The sequence below is a fragment of the Ruegeria sp. BG3 genome (assembly GCF_056538485.1).
Genome location: NZ_JBQFTE010000001.1, coordinates 64,805 through 83,876, shown reverse-complemented (window position 1 = coordinate 83,876; position 19,072 = coordinate 64,805). Strand labels below are relative to the sequence as shown.

Annotated in this window: 17 protein-coding genes and 1 pseudogene; 6 read left to right on the top strand and 12 right to left on the bottom strand. The window is 55.5% G+C overall.

Annotated features, from left to right (window positions below):
* Positions 1–23 precede the first annotated feature (23 nt).
* The 9 genes from ACR0AI_RS00395 to ACR0AI_RS00355 all read right to left on the bottom strand — a co-directional run bounded on the left by ACR0AI_RS00395 (position 24) and on the right by ACR0AI_RS00355 (position 11,242).
* Entirely contained in the window at positions 24–587 is a 564-nt protein-coding gene (locus ACR0AI_RS00395; protein WP_480671501.1) for a hypothetical protein, read from the bottom strand.
* A gap of 16 nt (positions 588–603) precedes the next feature.
* Positions 604–1,806 carry a 3-oxoadipyl-CoA thiolase gene (gene pcaF, locus ACR0AI_RS00390; protein WP_480671503.1) on the bottom strand — a complete coding sequence of 401 codons (1,203 nt, stop codon included), beginning with the start codon at positions 1,804–1,806 and terminating at the stop codon, positions 604–606.
* Positions 1,807–2,003: 197 nt separating this feature from the next.
* Positions 2,004–2,741 (bottom strand): PaaX family transcriptional regulator C-terminal domain-containing protein, encoded by a 738-nt coding sequence (locus ACR0AI_RS00385; protein ID WP_480701229.1) that lies wholly within the window; start codon positions 2,739–2,741, stop codon positions 2,004–2,006.
* A gap of 127 nt (positions 2,742–2,868) precedes the next feature.
* A complete protein-coding gene (paaZ, locus tag ACR0AI_RS00380; protein WP_480671507.1) occupies positions 2,869–4,899 on the bottom strand; it encodes a phenylacetic acid degradation bifunctional protein PaaZ in 2,031 nt (676 codons plus the stop codon).
* A 119-nt stretch (positions 4,900–5,018) separates the two neighbouring features.
* The gene (locus tag ACR0AI_RS00375; RefSeq protein WP_480671509.1) at positions 5,019–6,206 is read right to left on the bottom strand and encodes a cytochrome P450; all 1,188 of its coding nucleotides are present in this window, start codon (positions 6,204–6,206) and stop codon (positions 5,019–5,021) included.
* Positions 6,206–7,558 (bottom strand): TRAP transporter large permease, encoded by a 1,353-nt coding sequence (locus ACR0AI_RS00370; RefSeq protein WP_480671511.1) that lies wholly within the window; start codon positions 7,556–7,558, stop codon positions 6,206–6,208. Before ACR0AI_RS00370 ends, ACR0AI_RS00375 begins: the two co-directional genes overlap by 1 nt.
* Positions 7,555–8,061, bottom strand: a complete 507-nt coding sequence (locus ACR0AI_RS00365; RefSeq protein WP_480671513.1) for a TRAP transporter small permease — start codon at positions 8,059–8,061, stop codon at positions 7,555–7,557. Before ACR0AI_RS00365 ends, ACR0AI_RS00370 begins: the two co-directional genes overlap by 4 nt.
* Positions 8,062–8,118: 57 nt before the next feature.
* Positions 8,119–9,138, bottom strand: coding sequence for a TRAP transporter substrate-binding protein (locus tag ACR0AI_RS00360; protein WP_480671515.1), 1,020 nt, complete (start codon positions 9,136–9,138; stop codon positions 8,119–8,121).
* A gap of 70 nt (positions 9,139–9,208) precedes the next feature.
* Positions 9,209–11,242, bottom strand: a complete 2,034-nt coding sequence (locus ACR0AI_RS00355) for an FAD-dependent oxidoreductase (RefSeq protein WP_480671517.1) — start codon at positions 11,240–11,242, stop codon at positions 9,209–9,211.
* Between the two features lie 103 nt (positions 11,243–11,345).
* Between ACR0AI_RS00355 and paaG the strand changes: the two genes are divergently transcribed.
* The 4 genes from paaG to ACR0AI_RS00335 are packed head-to-tail and all read left to right on the top strand — an operon-like array spanning position 11,346 to position 14,493.
* Positions 11,346–12,131, top strand: coding sequence for a 2-(1,2-epoxy-1,2-dihydrophenyl)acetyl-CoA isomerase PaaG (gene paaG, locus ACR0AI_RS00350; RefSeq protein ID WP_480671519.1), 786 nt, complete (start codon positions 11,346–11,348; stop codon positions 12,129–12,131).
* A 2-nt stretch (positions 12,132–12,133) separates the two neighbouring features.
* Positions 12,134–12,559, top strand: coding sequence for a hydroxyphenylacetyl-CoA thioesterase PaaI (gene paaI / locus ACR0AI_RS00345; protein ID WP_480671521.1), 426 nt, complete (start codon positions 12,134–12,136; stop codon positions 12,557–12,559).
* Positions 12,560–12,582: 23 nt separating this feature from the next.
* Positions 12,583–13,893 (top strand): phenylacetate--CoA ligase PaaK, encoded by a 1,311-nt coding sequence (gene paaK, locus ACR0AI_RS00340; RefSeq protein ID WP_170375277.1) that lies wholly within the window; start codon positions 12,583–12,585, stop codon positions 13,891–13,893.
* Positions 13,894–13,896: 3 nt separating this feature from the next.
* A complete protein-coding gene (locus tag ACR0AI_RS00335; RefSeq protein ID WP_480671523.1) occupies positions 13,897–14,493 on the top strand; it encodes a TetR/AcrR family transcriptional regulator in 597 nt (198 codons plus the stop codon).
* Positions 14,494–14,593: 100 nt separating this feature from the next.
* On the opposite strand, the pseudogene ACR0AI_RS00330 reads toward ACR0AI_RS00335, so the two are convergent.
* Positions 14,594–15,298: pseudogene (locus ACR0AI_RS00330) on the bottom strand (IS6 family transposase).
* Between the two features lie 138 nt (positions 15,299–15,436).
* On the opposite strand from ACR0AI_RS00330, the gene ACR0AI_RS00325 reads away from it, so the two are divergent.
* Complete coding sequence (locus tag ACR0AI_RS00325) at positions 15,437–16,135, top strand: GntR family transcriptional regulator (RefSeq protein ID WP_480671525.1); 699 nt, start codon at positions 15,437–15,439, stop codon at positions 16,133–16,135.
* A 184-nt stretch (positions 16,136–16,319) separates the two neighbouring features.
* Here ACR0AI_RS00325 and ACR0AI_RS00320 read toward each other — a convergent pair whose 3' ends face one another.
* Positions 16,320–17,141, bottom strand: a complete 822-nt coding sequence (locus ACR0AI_RS00320; protein WP_480671527.1) for a phytanoyl-CoA dioxygenase family protein — start codon at positions 17,139–17,141, stop codon at positions 16,320–16,322.
* Positions 17,134–18,192 carry an L-idonate 5-dehydrogenase gene (locus ACR0AI_RS00315; protein ID WP_480671529.1) on the bottom strand — a complete coding sequence of 353 codons (1,059 nt, stop codon included), beginning with the start codon at positions 18,190–18,192 and terminating at the stop codon, positions 17,134–17,136. Before ACR0AI_RS00315 ends, ACR0AI_RS00320 begins: the two co-directional genes overlap by 8 nt.
* Positions 18,193–18,261: 69 nt before the next feature.
* Between ACR0AI_RS00315 and ACR0AI_RS00310 the strand changes: the two genes are divergently transcribed.
* A complete protein-coding gene (locus tag ACR0AI_RS00310; RefSeq protein WP_480671531.1) occupies positions 18,262–19,029 on the top strand; it encodes an SDR family oxidoreductase in 768 nt (255 codons plus the stop codon).
* The last annotated feature ends 43 nt before the right edge of the window (positions 19,030–19,072 follow it).

The following is a 19,072-nucleotide window of genomic DNA, read 5'->3' as shown; positions in this document are numbered from 1 at the left end:
GTGTTTCCTCCTCTCGGATGGGATCAGATTTTGAATACGTGGCTTAGAACCCGCATGTTTCCTTTTAGTGCGGAGCCACCAAGGTCTTTTGCCAAGCGCTGTAAAACATCCGCAAATCCGTAGCTGGGAATGGCGGCTTCGACCTGGGCGACTTGATCTCGTGACAGTCCTTTTCGCACCTTGCCCCCTGTCGCATCGATCCAGTCACCTTTTCGGCAGGCGTTGACCACATCGGCATGCGGCCCGCGATAGGGTGTAAACTTGTGGTGCCAGTGAATGGCATTGCGCAGCAGTTCTGGATCCAGTCCCCAACCCTTTTCAGCGTTGTCCCTCAGAGCCAGTTCTTCGGATGGCTCCAGATATGCCAGATCGTGTTTCGTCCACAGTCCAATATCGTGGTAGACGAAGGCCGTCTCGACCAATGCACGATGCGTGTCATCGCCGCTAAGGAAGTGCATGGCATAGGTAATCACACGATAAACATGGCCCCGATAGGCCTTGTAATCGTCGGCGAGAACATCTTGATACGGCTCGAACAGGCGCTCGACGCGTTCGCTGTGGTCGATTATCTGGATCGCCTCAGTCAAAACAGTGCTCTCCCCATCAAACCCGTTCCAAGATCAAGGCTGCGCCCTGCCCCACGCCCACGCACATCGTGCACAGAGCATACCGCCCACCTGTCCGCCGCAGCTGATAGGCGGCAGTTAAAACCAGCCGCGCTCCGGACATGCCCAAAGGGTGCCCCATGGCAATGGCACCGCCATTTGGGTTCACATGCGGTGCGTCGTCAGCAAGGCCCAGTTCGCGAAGTGTTGCCAGCCCTTGCGACGCAAAAGCTTCGTTCAACTCTACCACATCCATCTGTTCAATGGTTAGCCCGGCCCGTGCCAAAACCTTTTGGCTGGCCGGTACGGGCCCAATCCCCATGATGCGCGGCGCGACGCCAGCCACCGACATTCCCACAACCCGTGCAATCGGAGTAAGGCTATTCTTTGCGGCCGCCGCCTCATTCGCCATCAAAATGGCTGCGGCTCCGTCGTTTACACCGGAAGCATTGCCCGCCGTGACAGTTTTGTCGGGCCCGTTCACTCCCTTGAGGCCCGACAGCTTGTCGGCCGTTGTTCCCGGGCGAGGATGCTCATCGGTATCGACCACTATCGGGTCACCTTTACGTTGTGGAACCGAGACCGGAGTGATCTCATCCGCAAACAGCCCCGCCTCGTGCGCGGCGGCCCATCGGGCCTGACTGCGCGCGGCAAAACTGTCCTGATCCGCTCGGCTGATGCCATAGTCTTCGGCAACGTTGTCAGCGGTTTGGGGCATTGAATCGATGCCGTAGGCCTGCTTCATCTTCTGATTCACAAAGCGCCAACCAATAGTCGTGTCGTAAACCGCGTTACTGCGCGTGAATGCTGATGTCGCCTTGGGCATCACAAAGGGTGCACGAGACATGCTTTCGACCCCGCCCGCGATCGCCACATCATAGTCACCCGCCTTGATGCCTCGCGCGACCATTCCAACAGCATCCATGCCGCTGGCACAAAGGCGGTTTATGGTGGTCCCCGGAACATCAACCGGCAATCCAGCCAACAAGGCCGCCATACGGGCGACGTTCCGGTTGCTTTCACCGGCCTGGTTGGCATCACCATAGATGACATCATCAACGCTGGACCAGTCGACTTGCGGGTTCCGCTCTTTCAGCGCAGCCAGCGGAATGGCCGCCAGATCATCCGTGCGGATCGACGACAAAGCGCCGCCGTATCGCCCAATCGGCGTGCGCGTCGCGTCGCAAATGAATGCATCCATCTGTGAATTCTCCCGGGCGTTCACACTCAATCATAGACCGTATGGTCGGTTTATATTTCCATCATCGATTCGAGGCAAGCTTTATGTTACCGAATTTTTATTTCTTAGCACATTCTCGTAACATAAAGAGAAATCAGTTTGCTGTTAAAACAAGCCATCATCCTTTGAGATATCAGGAGGGACTTTGTCCCAAAAACCTAAGTGCTCAATTCTGCTTCCAAATTTTTGAGTTGCGGTCGGGGCAGCCTGCCCAAAATCCTAGAGACCGCCTCGCGGCAAGCGGGCTCCTTCCAGTCACTTGGCAGAAAATCCGAGGGCAAAGCTGGGTGTCGCAAGATGATGCGGCGCCAATTGTGCACAAGGAGGACACGCAGAGCTGCCGTTTTCATCGGATCATCCACACCGGTCGGCGGCAGCAGATCGTCGATCGCCTGGATTGATGTCCAAAACTCGTCATACGCGGTTTTCAACGGCTCTGGTCCGCATAGCTCTCGTAGCCAATCAGGCACTGAAATCGCGGTGGTTTCAAAACCCAGCAGGTCTTCCAGATCGTGCGGCATGGGTCCCGCTGCCATCGCCGTAGACGGGTTTACTGAGATATACTCCCCGGTCAGCAACAGATCGGCCAATTCCTTTCGTGATGCTTCCGAGTTGCTCGACATCAGCACATGCCAGACGTTTGGTTTGGCCGTTTCGCGGGCGTAAATGCGTGGCGCAGCGGCTGCACTTTGAGTACGGCCATAGTCCGTAAGCTGATGGACGCTTGCACGTCCAACGCGCGTACTTTCGATCCAGCCTTCTTTGCGCAATCGATGCAATGCCACTCGGGTCGCTTCGGCTTTGATACCCACAAGGCTCGTCAACGCAGTTATCAATGATCCGCTTATCTGATCGGATTTGTTTTGCGCCAGATCGCCAAAGATCGTGACAAGCACAGACCAAACCCGCAGAGACCCTTCGGAGGTCAAATGACGAACGCAATGGTCAAACCAGTCTGTGGAAGCGTCTTTCATGGCTGCAGTATAGGCGGGCCGGATCGAATTACCATCCGGCCCGGTTTCGTCAGTAGGCCACCATTGTCAGCAGTTCGTATTCAGCAACAAGGTCATCATCCTGTTGAGTCATCGTAACGTGCCAGCGAACCTCGCCATACTGATCGTTGCGTTTGGTCTTTGACTTAACGGTTAGGCGCACTTTGATGCTGTCCCCGGCCGCAACTGGTTTCATGAAACGCAACCCATCCAAGCCTGTATTGGCCAGAACAGGACCTTCGTTAGGCTCGACAAACAAACCGGCGGCGAAGGACAGCAGCAGGTATCCGTGCGCGACGCGACCCGGGAAGAACGGGTTCCGTTGCGCAGCGGCTTCATCCATATGCGCATAGAAGGTATCGCCGGTGAATTCCGCAAAATGTTCGATATCTTCGAGCGTCACGGTGCGTGGCGCCGTGTGGATCGTTTCGCCGATTGCCAGATCGTGGTAGCGCCGCGTGAAAGGATGCGCCGGGCCTTCGATCTCGGTTGCGCCCGAGACCCATTTCGAGCCAATCGCCGTCAACAGGTCAGGCGAGCCCTGAATGGCTGTGCGCTGCATGTAGTGTTTCACGCCCCGCACGCCGCCCATTTCCTCACCGCCACCCGCTCGACCAGGGCCGCCATGAACCATATGCGGCAGGGGAGAGCCGTGGCCCGTGGCCTCTTTCATCGAGTCTCGGTTGTTGAAATAGAGCCGCCCGTGATACGCCCCGGCACCCATAGCGAATTTGCGTGCCACATCCAGGTCATGAGTAATGACCGACGCGACCAGAGACCCCTGCCCCCGGTTCGCCAGCTCAATCGCGTGGTCGGTGTCGCGATACCCCATGATCGTGCTGACCGGACCGAAAGCTTCGGTGTCGTGAACGCGCTGTGCCGCATCCGGGTTGGCACAATGGAACAGCATTGGCGGCAGGAAAGCCCCTTTGTTGGCATCTGCGCCGTCAACGGCAAAGTCATCCGGGTTGCCGAACACACGTTCGGCCTCTTCGCAAATGATCGCAGCCTTTTCCAACACATCCAGTTTTTGATCATTCGAGACCAGCGCGCCCATGCGCGTCGTCTCAAGCCTAGGGTCGCCGATAACCGTTTTTGCCAGCCGCTCGGAAAGCGCTTCGATCACCGCCTGCACATGCGGCTCGGGCGCGATGATCCGGCGGATTGCGGTACATTTCTGACCCGCTTTTGTGGTCATCTCACGCTGTACTTCCTTGACGAACAGGTCAAACTCCGGCGTTCCCGGTTCGGCATCAATGCCCAGCACCGAGCAATTCAGACTGTCCTGTTCCGCCACGAAACGGATAGAGTTTTCCAGAATGACGGGGTTAGACCGCAGTTTCAGCGCAGTATCGGCCGAGCCGGTAAAACTTACCACGTCCTGCATGGTCAGGCGATCCAACATGTCACCCAGACCACCTGTCACAAGCTGGAGCGCCCCGGCAGGCAGAATGCCAGAGTCCAGCATCAACCGCACGCATAACTCGGTCACATAGCAGGAATTCGTCGCCGGTTTGACGATAGCCGGAACACCGGCCAGTAACGTCGGAGCCAGCTTCTCCAACATGCCCCAAACCGGAAAGTTGAACGCGTTGATGTGGACCGCCACACCCTGCAGCGGGGTGCAGATGTGCTGACCGACAAAGGTTCCATTCCGCGACAGCTGCTCGACGTCACCATCCAGATAAACGTGCCCATCGGGCATTTCGCGACGCCCTTTCGAGGCAAATACGAACATCGTACCGATCCCACCATCGATATCGATCAGATGATCCGATTGGGTCGCGCCCGTGTTGAATGACAGGCCGTACAGGACCTGCTTGTGCTGCCCCAAATGCACCGACAATGCCTTGAGCATCTTGGCGCGCTCATGAAAGGTCATCTGACGCAGTGCCGGACCACCAACGTTGCGCGCATAGTCCAACATGCCCTGTACATCTAAGCCAGTGTTGCCAGCGGTCGCGATCACCTCACCGGTCACAGCACTGGCAATGTTGCGGGCCCCTTCGCCCGGCGCGATCCACTCACCTGCCGCGAAACTTGAAATCTGTTGGATCGTCATGTGCCTCTCCTCAGTCCTGAGATGATCTACGCGGACCTATGTACGCGGTTATGGTAGCTATAATATTTACCGTACGGTCGGTCAATAAAAAGACCGATTCATTTTCTTGTTCGGTCACATCAAACTTGCGCAGGAAGCTCGGCGAACCCACGAAAGCGAATTCGGCCACCACGCTTTGCGCCCTCTGTGACCTGATAATTTGGAAAGCGGTTCAAAAACCGATTGACCGCTATCCTGCCCTCCATCCGGGCCAGGGTCAGTCCGACGCAGGTGTGCGGACCACCGGCAAAGGCGTGGTGCTTGTTGGGGCGGCGGTCCAGCAACATGCCGTCGGGCCGGTCAAACTGCCTTGGGTCGCGGTTGGCAGCACCGATGCACAGGTGAATATCCGTGCCTGCCGGAACGGTATGGCCGTGGAGTCTTACGTCTTCTGTGGTCAGGCGATTGCCAAACTGGTTTGGGCTTTCCAGGCGTAAAAATTCGTCAACTGCCGTGGCAATCAGGTCGGGATTATTCACCAATTCCGAACGTTTATCCCGGTGCCGATCTAGCAAATCCAGTGCGTTGCCGATCAGGTTTGTCGTGGTCTCGTGCCCCGCATTCAGGATGAAAATACAGTTCTGATAAAGTTCGACCTCGGTGAGGCCTCCGTCCGCATCGTCTTGGATCAGCCGCGTCAAAACATCCGTTTCCGGATTGCCGGGGTTGGCTTTTCGATCCTCAATGATATGGCGCAGAAATTCTTTGAATTCGGAGACGGCGCGATTGCCCCACTCTTCCTGCTCAAGCGTCAATTGTGGTTCCAAAGCCCCAAGAATAGCCAGAGACCAGTCCCGCAGGGGTTCGCGCTCGGACCTGGGAACGCCCAACAGGTTGCCGATCACTTCGATGGGGATCGCCCCGGCGAAATCCTCGATCAACTCGACTGTGCCTTTGGTCTGCATCTGATCCAGCAAACTATCGACGAGCTGGATCAAACCCGGTTCCATCTGCGCCAAGGCACGCGGGTTCATCGCTCCGACCATCACCTTACGGACGCGGGTGTGCAGAGGTGGATCGTTGAACACCAGACTTGTGGTGTGGTGTTCGTATAGCGGGCTGTCGACCCCGTATTTGGGCCCAAACACCGCCTTTTTGTCCGAGATGAACCGCGTCGTATCCCGATAGACCAGATCCAGATCCTCGTATCGCGACAGGATCACCGAGCCGTCGGGCTGGGGGCAAACCGGCATATCCTCGCGCAGCGCGGCATAGGTGGGATAAGGGTCCTCATGAAACCCGTCGGGAAGCGCCGTCAGGGAAAACATCAGTGACCCATCGCCCCCATATGTTCGGGCAGAACCAGCACCAGCCAGGGCACTAGCACGATCAGGGCCAGACGGAAGATATCCGCGATCCAGAAGGGCGTGACACCTTTGAAGATCGTTGCAGTCGAAACGTCCCCGACCACCCCTTTCAGGATGAACACATTCAAACCAACCGGCGGGGTGATCAGACTGATCTCGGTCACGACAACCACCACAATCCCGAACCAGATTGGGTCGTAGCCCAGCGACGTCACCAGCGGGAAAAAGATCGGCACGGTCAGCAAGAGCATCGACAGGGATTCAAAGACGCAGCCCAAGATGATGTAGATGCCCAGGATCATCAGGATCACCACGAACGGTTCCACGTCATAGGCCGTGACCAGGCCAATCAGCGCCTCGGGCAGGCCAGCGAGATTGATGAAGTTCGAAAAGATCTGAGCCCCGATCAGGACCGAGAAAAGCGCGGCAGCGGTATAAGTTGTTTCTTTCAACACCTCAAAGGTCGAACTCAGAGTCAGCCCACCGCGCGACAGTGCGATCAGAAACGCCCCCATGGCACCCATGCCAGCGGCTTCGGTCGGACTGAAGGTCAGGTTCAACGGATGGAAATCAAACGCGCCGTAAAGCCCGCCAATGACCAGAAAGAACAACAGTAACACCGCCCAAACCGACCGCAACGCTGTCAGTTTTTCGCCCCAGCCGTGTTTTTCTCCGGCAGGTCCGGATTCGGGTTTGCGCCAGACGGTCCAACGGACCGCAAACAGGTACAGAAGGATGCCAAGCACGCCGGGAATGATGCCAGCGACAAATAGCTTGCCGATGGATGTCTCGGTCAACAGGCCATAGATAACAAGGATCACGGAGGGCGGGATTAGAATGCCGAGCGTGCCGCCTGCCGCAATCGAAGCGGTCGACAGCTCATCCGAATAGCGATAGCGGCGCATTTCCGGCATGGCGACTTTGGACATTGTTGCCGCCGTTGCCAAGGACGAGCCGCAGATGGCCGAAAACCCGCCACAGGCCGCAACCGTAGCCATCGCGATCCCGCCTTTGAAATGGCCCAGAAACGCGTTTGAAACGGCGTAGAGCTCGCGCGCCAGCCCGCCCTTGTTCACGAACAAGCCCATTAGGATAAACAATGGAATAACCGAAAGGCCGTAGTCCTGTGCCGTGTCGGTGATCTGACGACCCACCATCGACATCGCCGCCTTCAAGCCGCGTTCGGACAGAATACTGCCTCCGCGTTCGTATGCAAAACCCAGCGTTCCGACGAGGCCCATTGCAAAGACAATCGGCAAGCGCAGAAGCACAAGAACAAGAACAAGGCCAAAACCGATCAGTGCGGCAGTCATTGAGGGTGCTCCGACAAAGTATGGGGGGCGAAGATGTGCAAAAGACCAGTTGTGATCATTGCGACAGCGGTGATCGCCGTGGACGCGGCAATGAACCAGCCGATATAGAACACGGGGATCGACAGGTACTCGGTCACGTCACCATAGTCCCGCGCCCGTTCGGCAAGGATCCAGACCCGCTGTATGGGCCAGAAGAGCATGATGCCCGAGACCAGATAGACTATCGCATCCCGGGCGCGGCTTAGGCGCAGTCGCGAAAACAACCCGTCCGTCAGGTCGACTGCAATTTGACCCTTTCCAGCCGAAATCATCGGCAGCACCGAGAATACTAGGATCGCCATCAGAATACGCGTCAACTCGGTCGCCGCTTCGATCGGCGCGTTGAATATGGACCGAAGAATGACGTCGCAAAACGTCATGACCATGAGGATAAAAAGCGCCACACAGGCCATCACTGTCGGAAAAACACTGATGCGGCGCGCGAAGGATACCAGAGATTGCATGAGGAATTCCCGCCCGGTCGAAACGGCTGGCGGTGCGAGACCGCCAACCAGCTCGCGTTATTGCGCGGCCATTTCACTGACGATCATGTCATACGCGGCCTGAGCATCGACCCCGGCGCCGTTAACCTCGTCAATGACCTTGGCGCGGACATCGACAGCAATTGCGTTGAACTTTTCCAGGTCTTCTGCAGATGCGGTGTTGATCGCGTTGCCGTCTGTGCCTTCGGTAGCTTCGCGCCCGATGGCATCAATTTCGTCCCATATTTTACCGATTTCGCGGCTCAGCGGTTCGCCAAACACCTGCTCTTCCAACGCTTGCTGCAGCTCGGCAGGCAGATCGGCAAATGTGTCTTCGTTCATGATGAAGGCGAAAGAACCGCGATACAGACCGCCCGGAACTTCGTACACGTTCTGCGCCACTTCGGTCAGCTTGAAGCCCTTGCGGGATTCAAATGGCATCACGACACCATCGGCTGCTTTCGAGGCCAGCGTTTCGTACACTTTCGGAGCAGGCACCTGGATACCGGTTGCACCTAGCGCTGTACCGACATCGCCACCAACACCGCCAGGGATGCGAACCTTGAGGCCTGATACCTCGTCCAGCGCGGTAACAGGGCTGCTGGAATGCAGTTGGGCCGGTCCATGCGTATGCAGCGCTATCACCTTGACGCCGCGATGTTCGTCGGCCGCCTTCAGGTGCTTGTCATAGGCGCGCCAATAGGCCACCGATGCGGCCTCGGCCGAGCCCTCGTATCCGGGCAGTTCGATCATCTTGGTGGTGACAAAGCGGCCCGGCTGGTAGCCGTGGAAAATGATCGAGGCATCCGCCGCCCCATCCATGATCAGGTCCATCTGAGCCGGTGGAGGTGCGATGCCAAGTTTCAGTTCAGCGGTGACTTGGCCATCGGTGGCTTCTTCAACCATCTCGACGAATTTCGGCCACATCTTGGCGTTGATGCCATGGGTCGGCGGTGCCCAGCTGGAAATGGTCAGCGTATAGTCTGCCGCCATCGCAACGGTACCCGAAATGGCAAGTGCCGCCGAAGCCAGCAAGGTGCTCAAGTTGCTGAGTTTCATGTTCTGTCTCCTCCCTGTGAAACATGCATTTTGAATGCGTTAATGGTTGCTTTTGTAACCATCAACACTTTTAAGGCGCCTTCGTTTGGGCCGCGATGACCCAAGACGCCGGACTTTCCTCGGCCACGGTCAGCATAACCGACTGGGACACGTCACTCCCAATTTCCTTGCGATAGGTCATCGGCCCCCCGCGCCAACGCGGAAAGCCATAGCCATGGATCTGAACCATATCGACGGATTCCGCGTTTTCGGCGATCCCTTCTTGGATGATCAAAGCGCCCTCATTTGCCATGACGGCCAGAAGGCGAGACGATATTTCCTCGGCCGTAAAGGTCCGGCGGGTAATGCCCTGCGCAGCGGAATACCCTTCGATCAAAGCCTCAACCTCGGGGTCGCGGATCGGTTTGCGATTTCCGTCTTCGTACCGGTACCAGCCCTTGCCGGATCGCTGCCCAAACCGCTCCATCTCACATAGCTGGTCGGCAATGATGACATAGCGTTCGTTCGGGTCGCGCGTGGCAGCGTTGCGTTTTCGGTTTGCCCAGGCGATCTGCAACCCGGTCAGATCCTGCAGCTCGTAGGGCCCCATCGGCATACCGAAATCCCGCATCGCCTGGTCAATTTCATGGGGCAGCGCCCCGTCTGCCAGCAGATAATCCGCCGCGCGCCGATAAGCGCCCAGCATGCGGTTGCCAATGAACCCGTCGCAAACGCCGGACAGTACCGAGACCTTGCGCAGCTTCTTGCCCAGAGCAAACCCTGTGGCCACCACCTCTGGGGCGGTTTGGGGGGTGTGCACGATCTCAAGCAGTTTCATGACATGGGCCGGGCTGAAGAAATGCAGCCCGATGCACCGTGTCTGGTTTTCGATGCCCGAGAAGATTTCAGCAGGGTCCAGATAAGATGTATTGGTGGCAAGAATTGCGTCGACGTCCATGTTCTTGGCCAATTCGGCAAAGACCTGCTGTTTGACCGATAGGTCCTCGAACACGGCTTCGATGGCTAACTCCGCGTCAACTGCTTCGGCATAGCTGTCAACGGCGCGAAATCGGGACAGGCAATTCAGGTATTTAGCCTCGGTCATCTTTCCGCGTTTGACCGCGCCCTTCAACAGGTCTTCAACCCGATCATGGGCTGCCAATGCGGCCTCGGAGTCGCGCTCGATCAACTTGACAGACAGGCCAGCCGTCAGAGCGGCGGTTGCAATTCCGCACCCCATCAAGCCGCCGCCCACCACAGCAATACGGCTGATATCGCGCGGCTGGACATCCTTGATCAGAGAGGGCTTGGAGACACTGCGTTCTGCAAAGAACGCATGACGCAGCGCGCGGCTTTCCGCAGTTTGGCGAAGCGCCAGATGGCGCGTCCGCTCCATCGGCTGAGCTTCGGAAAACGGCATTTGGGACCAGGTTAGCGCGGTCAGGTTCTCCAACGGCGACTGCTGCCCCTTGGCGCGCTTTTTCAGCGATGCCCGAGAGGTCTCGATCAGATCAGGCGCAAAATCAGCAACAATACGTTGGCTGACCGGCACAGGACGGTCCGGCAGATCGGCCACAAAACTCTCGACCGCCTTTTCAAGATCGTCAGCCACCAGATCGACGGCAACAAGCTGCAGCATCTCCTCGGCTTTCAGCATTTTGCCATTACAGGCCAGGTCGATTGCCGCTTCCATCCCTACAAGGCGTGGCAGACGTTGCGTGCCGCCCGCGCCCGGGATCAATCCAACATTGACCTCTGGCAGACCAAATCCCGTGCCCGCCGCTGCTATGCGCCATGCGCAGGCCATCGCAATTTCGAACCCGCCACCCAGAACATTCCCGTGCATACAGGCGACGAAAGGGACATCGCTGTCTTCGATCATTTGGACGACATCGGGCAAATGCGGCTCGACCGGCGGCTTGTCGAATTCGGACATGTCCCCGCCCGCGACGAACGTCCGGCCAGTGCATCGCAACACGGCCACCCGCGCGCCTTTGACCGCATCCACAGCATCTGCAAGCCCCTGCCGGACCGCTTGCGAGGTCGCATTGACTGGCGGGTTGTCAATGGTGACCCAGGCGACATCGCCTTTGAGTTCAACATTCACAAGTGACGTCTGAGACATGGGTGTGCCCTTCAAGCGCTCTGGATTCGAGTCCTGTTTATATATTGACCAACCGTTCGGTTAATGCAATGATAAAAATGAAACGACATCTGGCAGAGCGGTCATGAGCGATACGATTCTTGTAGAAGATCACGGGACCTGGGTTGAGATTACACTGAATCGTCCCGACAAACTGAACTCATTCAATGATGAGATGCATTACGCGCTGCAAGACGCGCTGAAATCCGCCCGAGACAACGGCGCGCGCGCCGTCCTTTTGACCGGTGCAGGTCGCGGATTTTGCGCCGGACAGGATCTTGGAGACCGCGATCCATCGAAAATGGACAGCCCGCCTGATCTGAGCAAAACCGTGCGGACCTACTATGCGCCTTTGGTGCGATTGATCCGGTCGCTGAACTTCCCGGTTATTTGTGCTGTGAACGGTGTTGCTGCCGGAGCCGGGGCAAATCTGGCACTAGCCTGCGACATGGTTTTGGCTGGTGAAAGCGCCAAGTTCATTCAGAGTTTCGCCAAGGTCGGTCTGATTCCTGATACTGGTGGCAGTTGGCACCTGCCCCGCCTGTTGGGAGAGGCCAGAGCCAAAGGATTGGCGTTTACGGCACAACCTTTACCAGCAAAACAAGCAGAAGACTGGGGCCTGATCTGGAAAGCCGTACCCGACGAGCAATTGATGACCGAAGCCCGCGCATTGGCAAACCAATTTGCCAACGGTCCGACCTTTGGGCTGGGCAAAACCAAGCAGTGCATTCAGGCCGCGGCAACCACCACCCTTTCTGATCATCTTGAAATCGAAGCGGACGCTATGAAAATCTGTGGGGAAAGCGCGGACTATGCCGAAGGCGTGTCCAGCTTCCTCGAAAAACGCGTACCAACTTTTCAGGGCAAATGACGATGACCCCGCAAGAACGCGCCGCTAAATCTGCCGCTGCTATGTGGGCCAATGATGAGGCCAGCAAATGGTTCGGCATGGAACTCGTTAACGTCGACGAAGGCCGCGCCGTTCTGGCACTGACCGTCGCAACTCATCACTGCAACGGCCATGGCATATGCCACGGCGGCGTCACCCATGCCCTGGCAGACAGCGCGTTTGCCTTTGCCTGCAACAGTCGCAATGTGGCGACCGTCGGCCAACATACAATGATGAGCTATCTCGCACCGGGCCGCCTGGGAGACCGCCTGACCGCAACCGCGACAGAAACCGCTGTCGCAGGACGTAGCGGCGTCTATGACGTACGCATCACAAATCAAGATGGCATGACTGTCGCCGAATTCCGGGGCATGTCCCGCGCGGTTGGTGGTCAGAATTTTGTCGAATAGAAATACGCCGGAGGAGCAACGCAATGGACGCCCTGTCCCCCAACAAAGCTGAATTGGACCCGATCGAAATCGCATCGATCGACGAAATCCGTGCGACACAGCTTGAACGCCTCAAATGGTCGGTCCGACATGCCTACGAAAACGTGGCGATGTACAAGCAGCGCTTTGATGAGGCGGGTGTCCATCCGGATGATTTGCAACAGCTTTCGGATATTTCGAAGTTCCCGTTTACGTATAAAAACGATCTGCGCGACAACTACCCTTTCGGCCTTTTCGCGGTCCCACGCAGTGAGATTATTCGACTGCACGCGTCTTCCGGGACCACCGGTAAACCAACTGTGGTGGGCTATACCAAAGCTGATATCGATAATTGGGCAGATTTGGGTGCGCGTTCGTTGCGGGCGGCAGGTTTGCGTAAGGGCGATTTGGTCCACAACGCCTATGGCTATGGCCTGTTTACTGGTGGTCTGGGCGCCCACTACGGGATCGAACGTTTGGGTGCGACCGTTGTCCCCATGAGCGGCGGACAGACCGAGAAACAGGTTGGCTTGATAAATGATTTTCAGCCCGACGGGATCATGGTGACGCCGTCATACATGCTCAACATCCTTGAACAGTTCCACAAATCCGGGCTCGACCCCAGAAAAAGCTCTCTCAAGGTCGGCATTTTCGGAGCAGAGCCCTGGACAGACGCAATGCGAACGGAGGTTGAATCCGCATTCGACATGCACGCGGTTGATATCTACGGCCTGTCTGAAATCATGGGTCCCGGCGTCGCGAGCGAGTGCGTCGAAACAAAAGATGGTCCCGTGATCTGGGAGGATCACTTCCTACCAGAGATCATTGACCCGGCCACAGGCGAAGTACTGCCCGACGGCGAAACCGGCGAGTTGGTGTTCACCACTTTGACCAAAGAAGGTTTGCCAATGATCCGCTACCGAACGCGCGATCTGACCTGTCTGTTGCCTGGAACGGCGCGCTCGATGCGCCGGATGGCAAAGATTACCGGCCGCAGCGACGACATGATGATCCTGAGGGGCGTGAATGTTTTCCCCAGCCAGATCGAAGAGCAGGTCATGGCGACGGGCGGTCTGGCCCCCTACTATCAGATCGAACTTTACAAGTCCGGCCGAATGGACGCGATGCGGGTGTTTGTCGAAGCGTCAGCAGACTCAACCGACGAGATGTCAAAGACTGCCGCAGCCCGAATGCTGACTAAGCGCATCAAGGACGTTGTTGGCGTTTCAACGGAAATTGTTGTAGGTGATCCAGGCGACGTCGAACGCTCTCAGGGCAAGGCGAAGCGCGTCATCGACAACCGCGATAAGGAATAAGCCGTGGCCCGGACAATCGCCAAAGACCACGACCAGAAGCGGGAACAGATTCTCAAAAGAGCTGCGAAAATCTTTGCGGATCAGGGGTTCGACCGCGCATCGATGACTTTGTTGGCAAAAGAGTGCGGGATATCCAAGGCGAACATATACCATTATTACGACAGTAAGGATGCCATCTTGTATGACATCCTTGAGACCTATCTTCGGGATTTACGTGACCGCATTTGCAACGTTGATTTCGAAGGGCTTGAGCCTGAAGAGAAACTTCGAAAGGCAGTCCGCGAAATCTTGTTCGCCTATCAAGGTGCTGATGACGAGCACCGGGTTCAGATCAGCGGTATGAACGCCCTCGCTGACGAGCAGCAAAAGAAACTGCGCGAATACCAGCGCGATATGGTCAGCTTCATCAACAATATCCTGCGGGAGCTGTCTCCAGAGACATTTGGTGATGACAAGGCCAAATTGCGCGGGGCCACAATGTCAGTCTTCGGCATGCTGAACTGGTATTACATGTGGAACACGGGAGCCGGAACCAAGGCACGTGAAGACTACGCTGATCTGGTCAGCACACTGACGGTCCACGGCATTCGCAAACTTTAGGCGGGAAGCACTCTTCTTTCGATCTACGGCTTTTCACAGGTTTCCACGGTACTGTCAGACGAATTCGAACCATTCTCAATTTGCCCCGGAAACCGTGAACCTACCCTGAACAAAGCTGACGCCACTCGGTAAGAGCGGCTGCGCAGGTCAGATCGAAGGTCTCTCGGCTGGTCAGCAAACCTTCCTGGTCAAAGTGGTTGCAAACGGAGGAATGGACGGAGGCGAATTTTTGTAAACTTCGCATGCGCCTGAAACGATACATCGCGCGTTTGCGACGTCGAAACGGCAGGTACGAGTTCTCAACACGGTTGTTGCGCGACCTGCCCGTTTGCCGTTTTTTGGTAGTACCAAGCTCTCAGAGAGCCACCCAATACGATGCGAAGCGGATTGTGGCGATGGTTACCACTCTACCGTATCGCCTTATTAATTTCTTGATTATTTTCAGTTTTTTAGCTTTGTTTCGGCGTTTGATGACAACGGCTTCCGGTACTTCGCCTTTGTGATCTACAGCCCGCCAAAGATAGTGTCGCTTGCCATTCACTTCACAAAAAACTCATCCACGTGCCACTTCCATTTGTAGTATGCTCTAAATTGCTGAACACGCTTTCTTCGAGTGTCAGCAAAAAAATCGGGCCAAACCTGTTCCACTAATATCGGACCGTTTCGTAGTTCACCTCTATTCCGTGTTCGTGCTGTAGGTCTTCCACGTTTCGAGGCCACAATGTGAACCGAAAGTACAAAACCACCGCCAAAAAATGACCTCGGGACTGGTCTTGAAGTGCTTGAAAGAGGCAGGTCTGGTCATAGACAAAAGCTACACAACCGCCCTGCCCCCGCTTGAGCAAAGTTCTTGTGACAAGACCGCTCGACAATCATTGGATACCGACCCTAACTCATTGAATGCCAATGTTTCGGTTGATACAGTCCTGACAGGGGAAACGAAATGGCACTATTCAACCGCCCAAAATCATTAACCGAGTTAGTGGCTGAAAACCTGAAAGAACGCATTGTAAGCGGCGAGTTCGATTTAGGTGAACAGCTTTCGGAAGCTAAACTTGCCAAAGAACTGGAAGTTAGTCGAACTCCGGTACGTGAAGCGATCAACAGACTTGAAATGGAAGGGCTATTGGTCGTCGAACCCCAACGTGGATCATTCGTATTTGACCTTGAACCTGACGAACTTGACAAACTAATCGATGCGCGCGTTTGCCTAGAAACCGCAGCGTTAAAATACGCTATGCAAACCGACAGCACGAGGCTCTACGCCGAACTGGAGAAATGTGTTCAAGAAATGAATCTGGCAAGAGATTCCGGAAATGATGCGGAATATCTTCGTCAGGACACTATCTTCCACCAGTGTATTTTCGATTGCGCAAACAATAGGTTTCTCAACGACGCCTATCAGACAATAGCTTTGAAGGTTTCAGCCGTGCGCAACAGGCTAGGACGCCACCCTCAGCATATGTCGAGATCCTACAAGCAGCATATTGAACTAGTCAAATCGGTGAAGCAGGGTGATTTCCAAAATGCTTTCAAAGTATTGGAAAACCACATTGACAAAAAGAGTGGTTCATATTGGAGCGAAATAACTGAAAAGGTCAAAACAAAGGAAGAGGCGCTGAGCGCAACGAGCGCAAACTAAAAACTAAACAGAAACCTTGCAGTTGGTATCTTGATTTCGAGCTTGCCGTAGACTTCCTCTCCGACTTTTCGCCCAATGGAAGAAAGGCTGAGCTGCGACGAGAACTTTTGAATACCCACTAGTTTTCGCGATTTAGGTCGGCTTCCGGGCCGATGTAACAATGGTTCTGAGCTTGTGAAGGGAGTCACTTCACTCCGGCGAAGAGTATTTGTTTCTTGCGGTCTGCATCCCTTTGACACACAACGAAATCCTCCTCATGCAAAAATCCCTGAGGGGAGGACGCAACTGAGAAATGCCCAAAATCATCTCGCCCTGCAACTAGCACAACCAAAGTTTTCACGCCGTTTTGCTGTTTCATTGAGGGCTTTATGAAACGCAACGCCGCACCGATGCGTCTATCGTCTGTGTTATTGGGCCCTGATGCGTGGAAAAGATGCCCGTGATGCATGGACGCCTGCCCAGCACGCAATTCGGCAGCGACCGCATCTTTTTCGTTCACATCGACTGCGATTTCCTGCCCACGTGACAACAGATTGTTTTCACTGAAGGTGTCCACGTGAGGCACGATACGGCTTTTGTGGCTGCCAGGAATAAACTTCATACACCCGCTTTGCTCAGACGCTTCTGAAATCGCAACCCAACAGGTAACCTCTTCAGCATCATCCAATCCCCAATAGGTCAAGTCCTGGTGCCACGAGACTATTTTCGATGATCGCGCTTCTTTTACGAAAAGTGCACCGCTCCAAACCATGAGGTCCGGCCCTAACACCGTTGAAGCAGCCTCAATCAGCTTCGGATGGCGAAGAAGTGCATCGAATGATGGTATCAGCCTGTCCGGATACGAATATAGAAGCTTGAGTTTCTCTGGGTCGTCTCTAAGAATGCGCTCCGCTTTCTCAAAATCATCGCGCAGCGTTTGGACCTCAGAAGCTGTCAGGATATCCAGCGGAGCTACGAAACCATCTCGTTCATAAGTCTTTGCAATATCACGCGTTCGTCTATCCATTGTCATTGTCCGGAAAGGTTAACTGCACCTTCATTGATTGGCTTCGATCAGACGCAACCTCGAAAGCAGTGACGGCCTCACCGACCTCGAAGGAATGCGTCACCAATTGGTCGACATTTATTAGTCCGCTTCGCATCATCTCGATCGCGACTGAGAACTCGGAATGGAAACGGAAAGACCCGCGAAGCACTATCTCTTTTGCAGTCAACGCCTGCATCGGAACTGTCATATCTCCGCCCAGACCAAGCTGAACCAATGTTCCACCTGGTCGCAAGCATGTGACGCCAGAAGCCAGAGCCGATCGAGCACCAGAACACTCCAGTTGGACATCAACCTGGCCCTTGTCCTTTTCAAACTGCTCCAGTTTTTGCGGATCGGCGTAGGTGTTGATGACATCGTCTGCCCCGCATTCACGCGCCAGAGCGAGGGTCTGGTCCGAGATATCCGTCGCCACTATTCTGGCCGCCCCAGAACGACGCGCCGCCAAGATCGTGAGGCAGCCGATCGGACCGCATCCCGTGATGAGTACCGTTTTACCCAGGAGGCTCCCGGCTTGTTTAATCGCGTGCAAACACACCGCCAGAGGTTCGGCCATGGCGGCCTGCGCAGGGCTCAACCCGTCTGCTGGAACGCATTGACTGGCTTTCGCCACGAGTTTGCTTCGAAAAGCGCCTTGGACATGCGGGAACGGCATCGCGCTGCCATAGAACTTCATATCAAGACAGTGGTTTTGCTGCCCGTTCAGACAATAGATGCAGGTTTGGCAAGGGCGAGATGGAGAAACTGCAACCAGTTGACCTAGGTGTAGCCCCTCCACACTTGACCCAACTTTCACGATTTCCCCGGCGACTTCATGTCCTAGCACCATCGGTTGACGCAACTTGATCGCACCGAAACCACCGTGGTTGTAATAATGCAGGTCAGAGCCGCAAATCCCACCCGCGCGCATGGCAATCAAGACTTCGTCTGACCCCACATCGTGAACGTCCCGGTTTTCCAACCTCAGATCTTTTGCGGCATGGATAACAACAGCAACACTGGCCGAAGACATTGCACGGACTCCCTATACAGATTGCCAAAAGATACGGATAGTCGGTGCTGACAACCAAGGGATTTTTGCATGACGCTTGAAATGTTCACCCTAAAGGGAACACGCGCACTCGTAACGGGCTCTAGCCAAGGCATTGGATTTGCGTTGGCTCGTGGCTTGGCTGCCGCCGGTGCGCAGGTCGTTTTGAACGGGCGCGACACCGCGAAACTAGCGGCCGCAGCATCAGAGTTGAGTGAAACAGGCGCCTCGGTACGTGAACTTTCATTCGATGCAACCGATCACGAAGGTGTCCGATCTGCTGTGGACAACTTTGAAGAGAACGTCGGTCCCATAGACATCCTGATAAACAATGCCGGAATGCAACATAGGACGGAGTTACAGGATTTCCCCGCTGATGCGTTCGAGCGCTTGCTACAGACAAATGTCGCGTCCGTCTTTCACGTCGGTCAGGCTGTGGCACGGCACATGATTGAAAGAAAGTCAGGTAAGATCATTAACATTGCGTCGGTTCAATCCGCATTGGCACGACCAGGCATTGCGCCTTACACGGCGACAAAAGGTGCCGTGACCAACCTGACAAAAGGAATGGCAACTGATTGGGCCAAGTATGGTCTGAACTGCAACGCCATTGCGCCTGGGTACTTCGATACACCTTTGAACGCCGCATTGGTTGCCGACCCAGAGTTCAGTGCATGGCTCGAGAAACGTACCCCGGCCGGTCGCTGGGGCAATGTAGAAGAACTTGTCGGTGCCGCCATATTCCTTGCCTCCCCCGCTTCCAGTTTCGTCAATGGGCATACTCTCTATGTCGATGGTGGAATAACGGCGTCACTTTGATTTGTGGCGTTCAATCGTCTGTTTAGTACGACAGACGTAGATT

Excerpts from the sequence above, each read along its gene's own strand:
- ACR0AI_RS00320 (WP_480671527.1), bottom strand. The coding sequence starts at position 17,141 with ATGGATAGACGAACGCGTGATATTGCAAAGACTTATGAACGAGATGGT.
- ACR0AI_RS00370 (WP_480671511.1), bottom strand. The coding sequence starts at position 7,558 with ATGACTGCCGCACTGATCGGTTTTGGCCTTGTTCTTGTTCTTGTGCTT.
- paaG (WP_480671519.1), top strand. The coding sequence starts at position 11,346 with ATGAGCGATACGATTCTTGTAGAAGATCACGGGACCTGGGTTGAGATT.
- paaK (WP_170375277.1), top strand. The coding sequence starts at position 12,583 with ATGGACGCCCTGTCCCCCAACAAAGCTGAATTGGACCCGATCGAAATC.
- pcaF (WP_480671503.1), bottom strand. The coding sequence starts at position 1,806 with ATGGATGCATTCATTTGCGACGCGACGCGCACGCCGATTGGGCGATAC.
- ACR0AI_RS00325 (WP_480671525.1), top strand. The coding sequence starts at position 15,437 with ATGGCACTATTCAACCGCCCAAAATCATTAACCGAGTTAGTGGCTGAA.
- ACR0AI_RS00355 (WP_480671517.1), bottom strand. The coding sequence starts at position 11,242 with ATGTCTCAGACGTCACTTGTGAATGTTGAACTCAAAGGCGATGTCGCC.
- paaI (WP_480671521.1), top strand. The coding sequence starts at position 12,134 with ATGACCCCGCAAGAACGCGCCGCTAAATCTGCCGCTGCTATGTGGGCC.
- ACR0AI_RS00375 (WP_480671509.1), bottom strand. The coding sequence starts at position 6,206 with ATGTTTTCCCTGACGGCGCTTCCCGACGGGTTTCATGAGGACCCTTAT.
- ACR0AI_RS00315 (WP_480671529.1), bottom strand. The coding sequence starts at position 18,192 with ATGTCTTCGGCCAGTGTTGCTGTTGTTATCCATGCCGCAAAAGATCTG.
- ACR0AI_RS00365 (WP_480671513.1), bottom strand. The coding sequence starts at position 8,061 with ATGCAATCTCTGGTATCCTTCGCGCGCCGCATCAGTGTTTTTCCGACA.
- ACR0AI_RS00310 (WP_480671531.1), top strand. The coding sequence starts at position 18,262 with ATGACGCTTGAAATGTTCACCCTAAAGGGAACACGCGCACTCGTAACG.
- paaZ (WP_480671507.1), bottom strand. The coding sequence starts at position 4,899 with ATGACGATCCAACAGATTTCAAGTTTCGCGGCAGGTGAGTGGATCGCG.
- ACR0AI_RS00360 (WP_480671515.1), bottom strand. The coding sequence starts at position 9,138 with ATGAAACTCAGCAACTTGAGCACCTTGCTGGCTTCGGCGGCACTTGCC.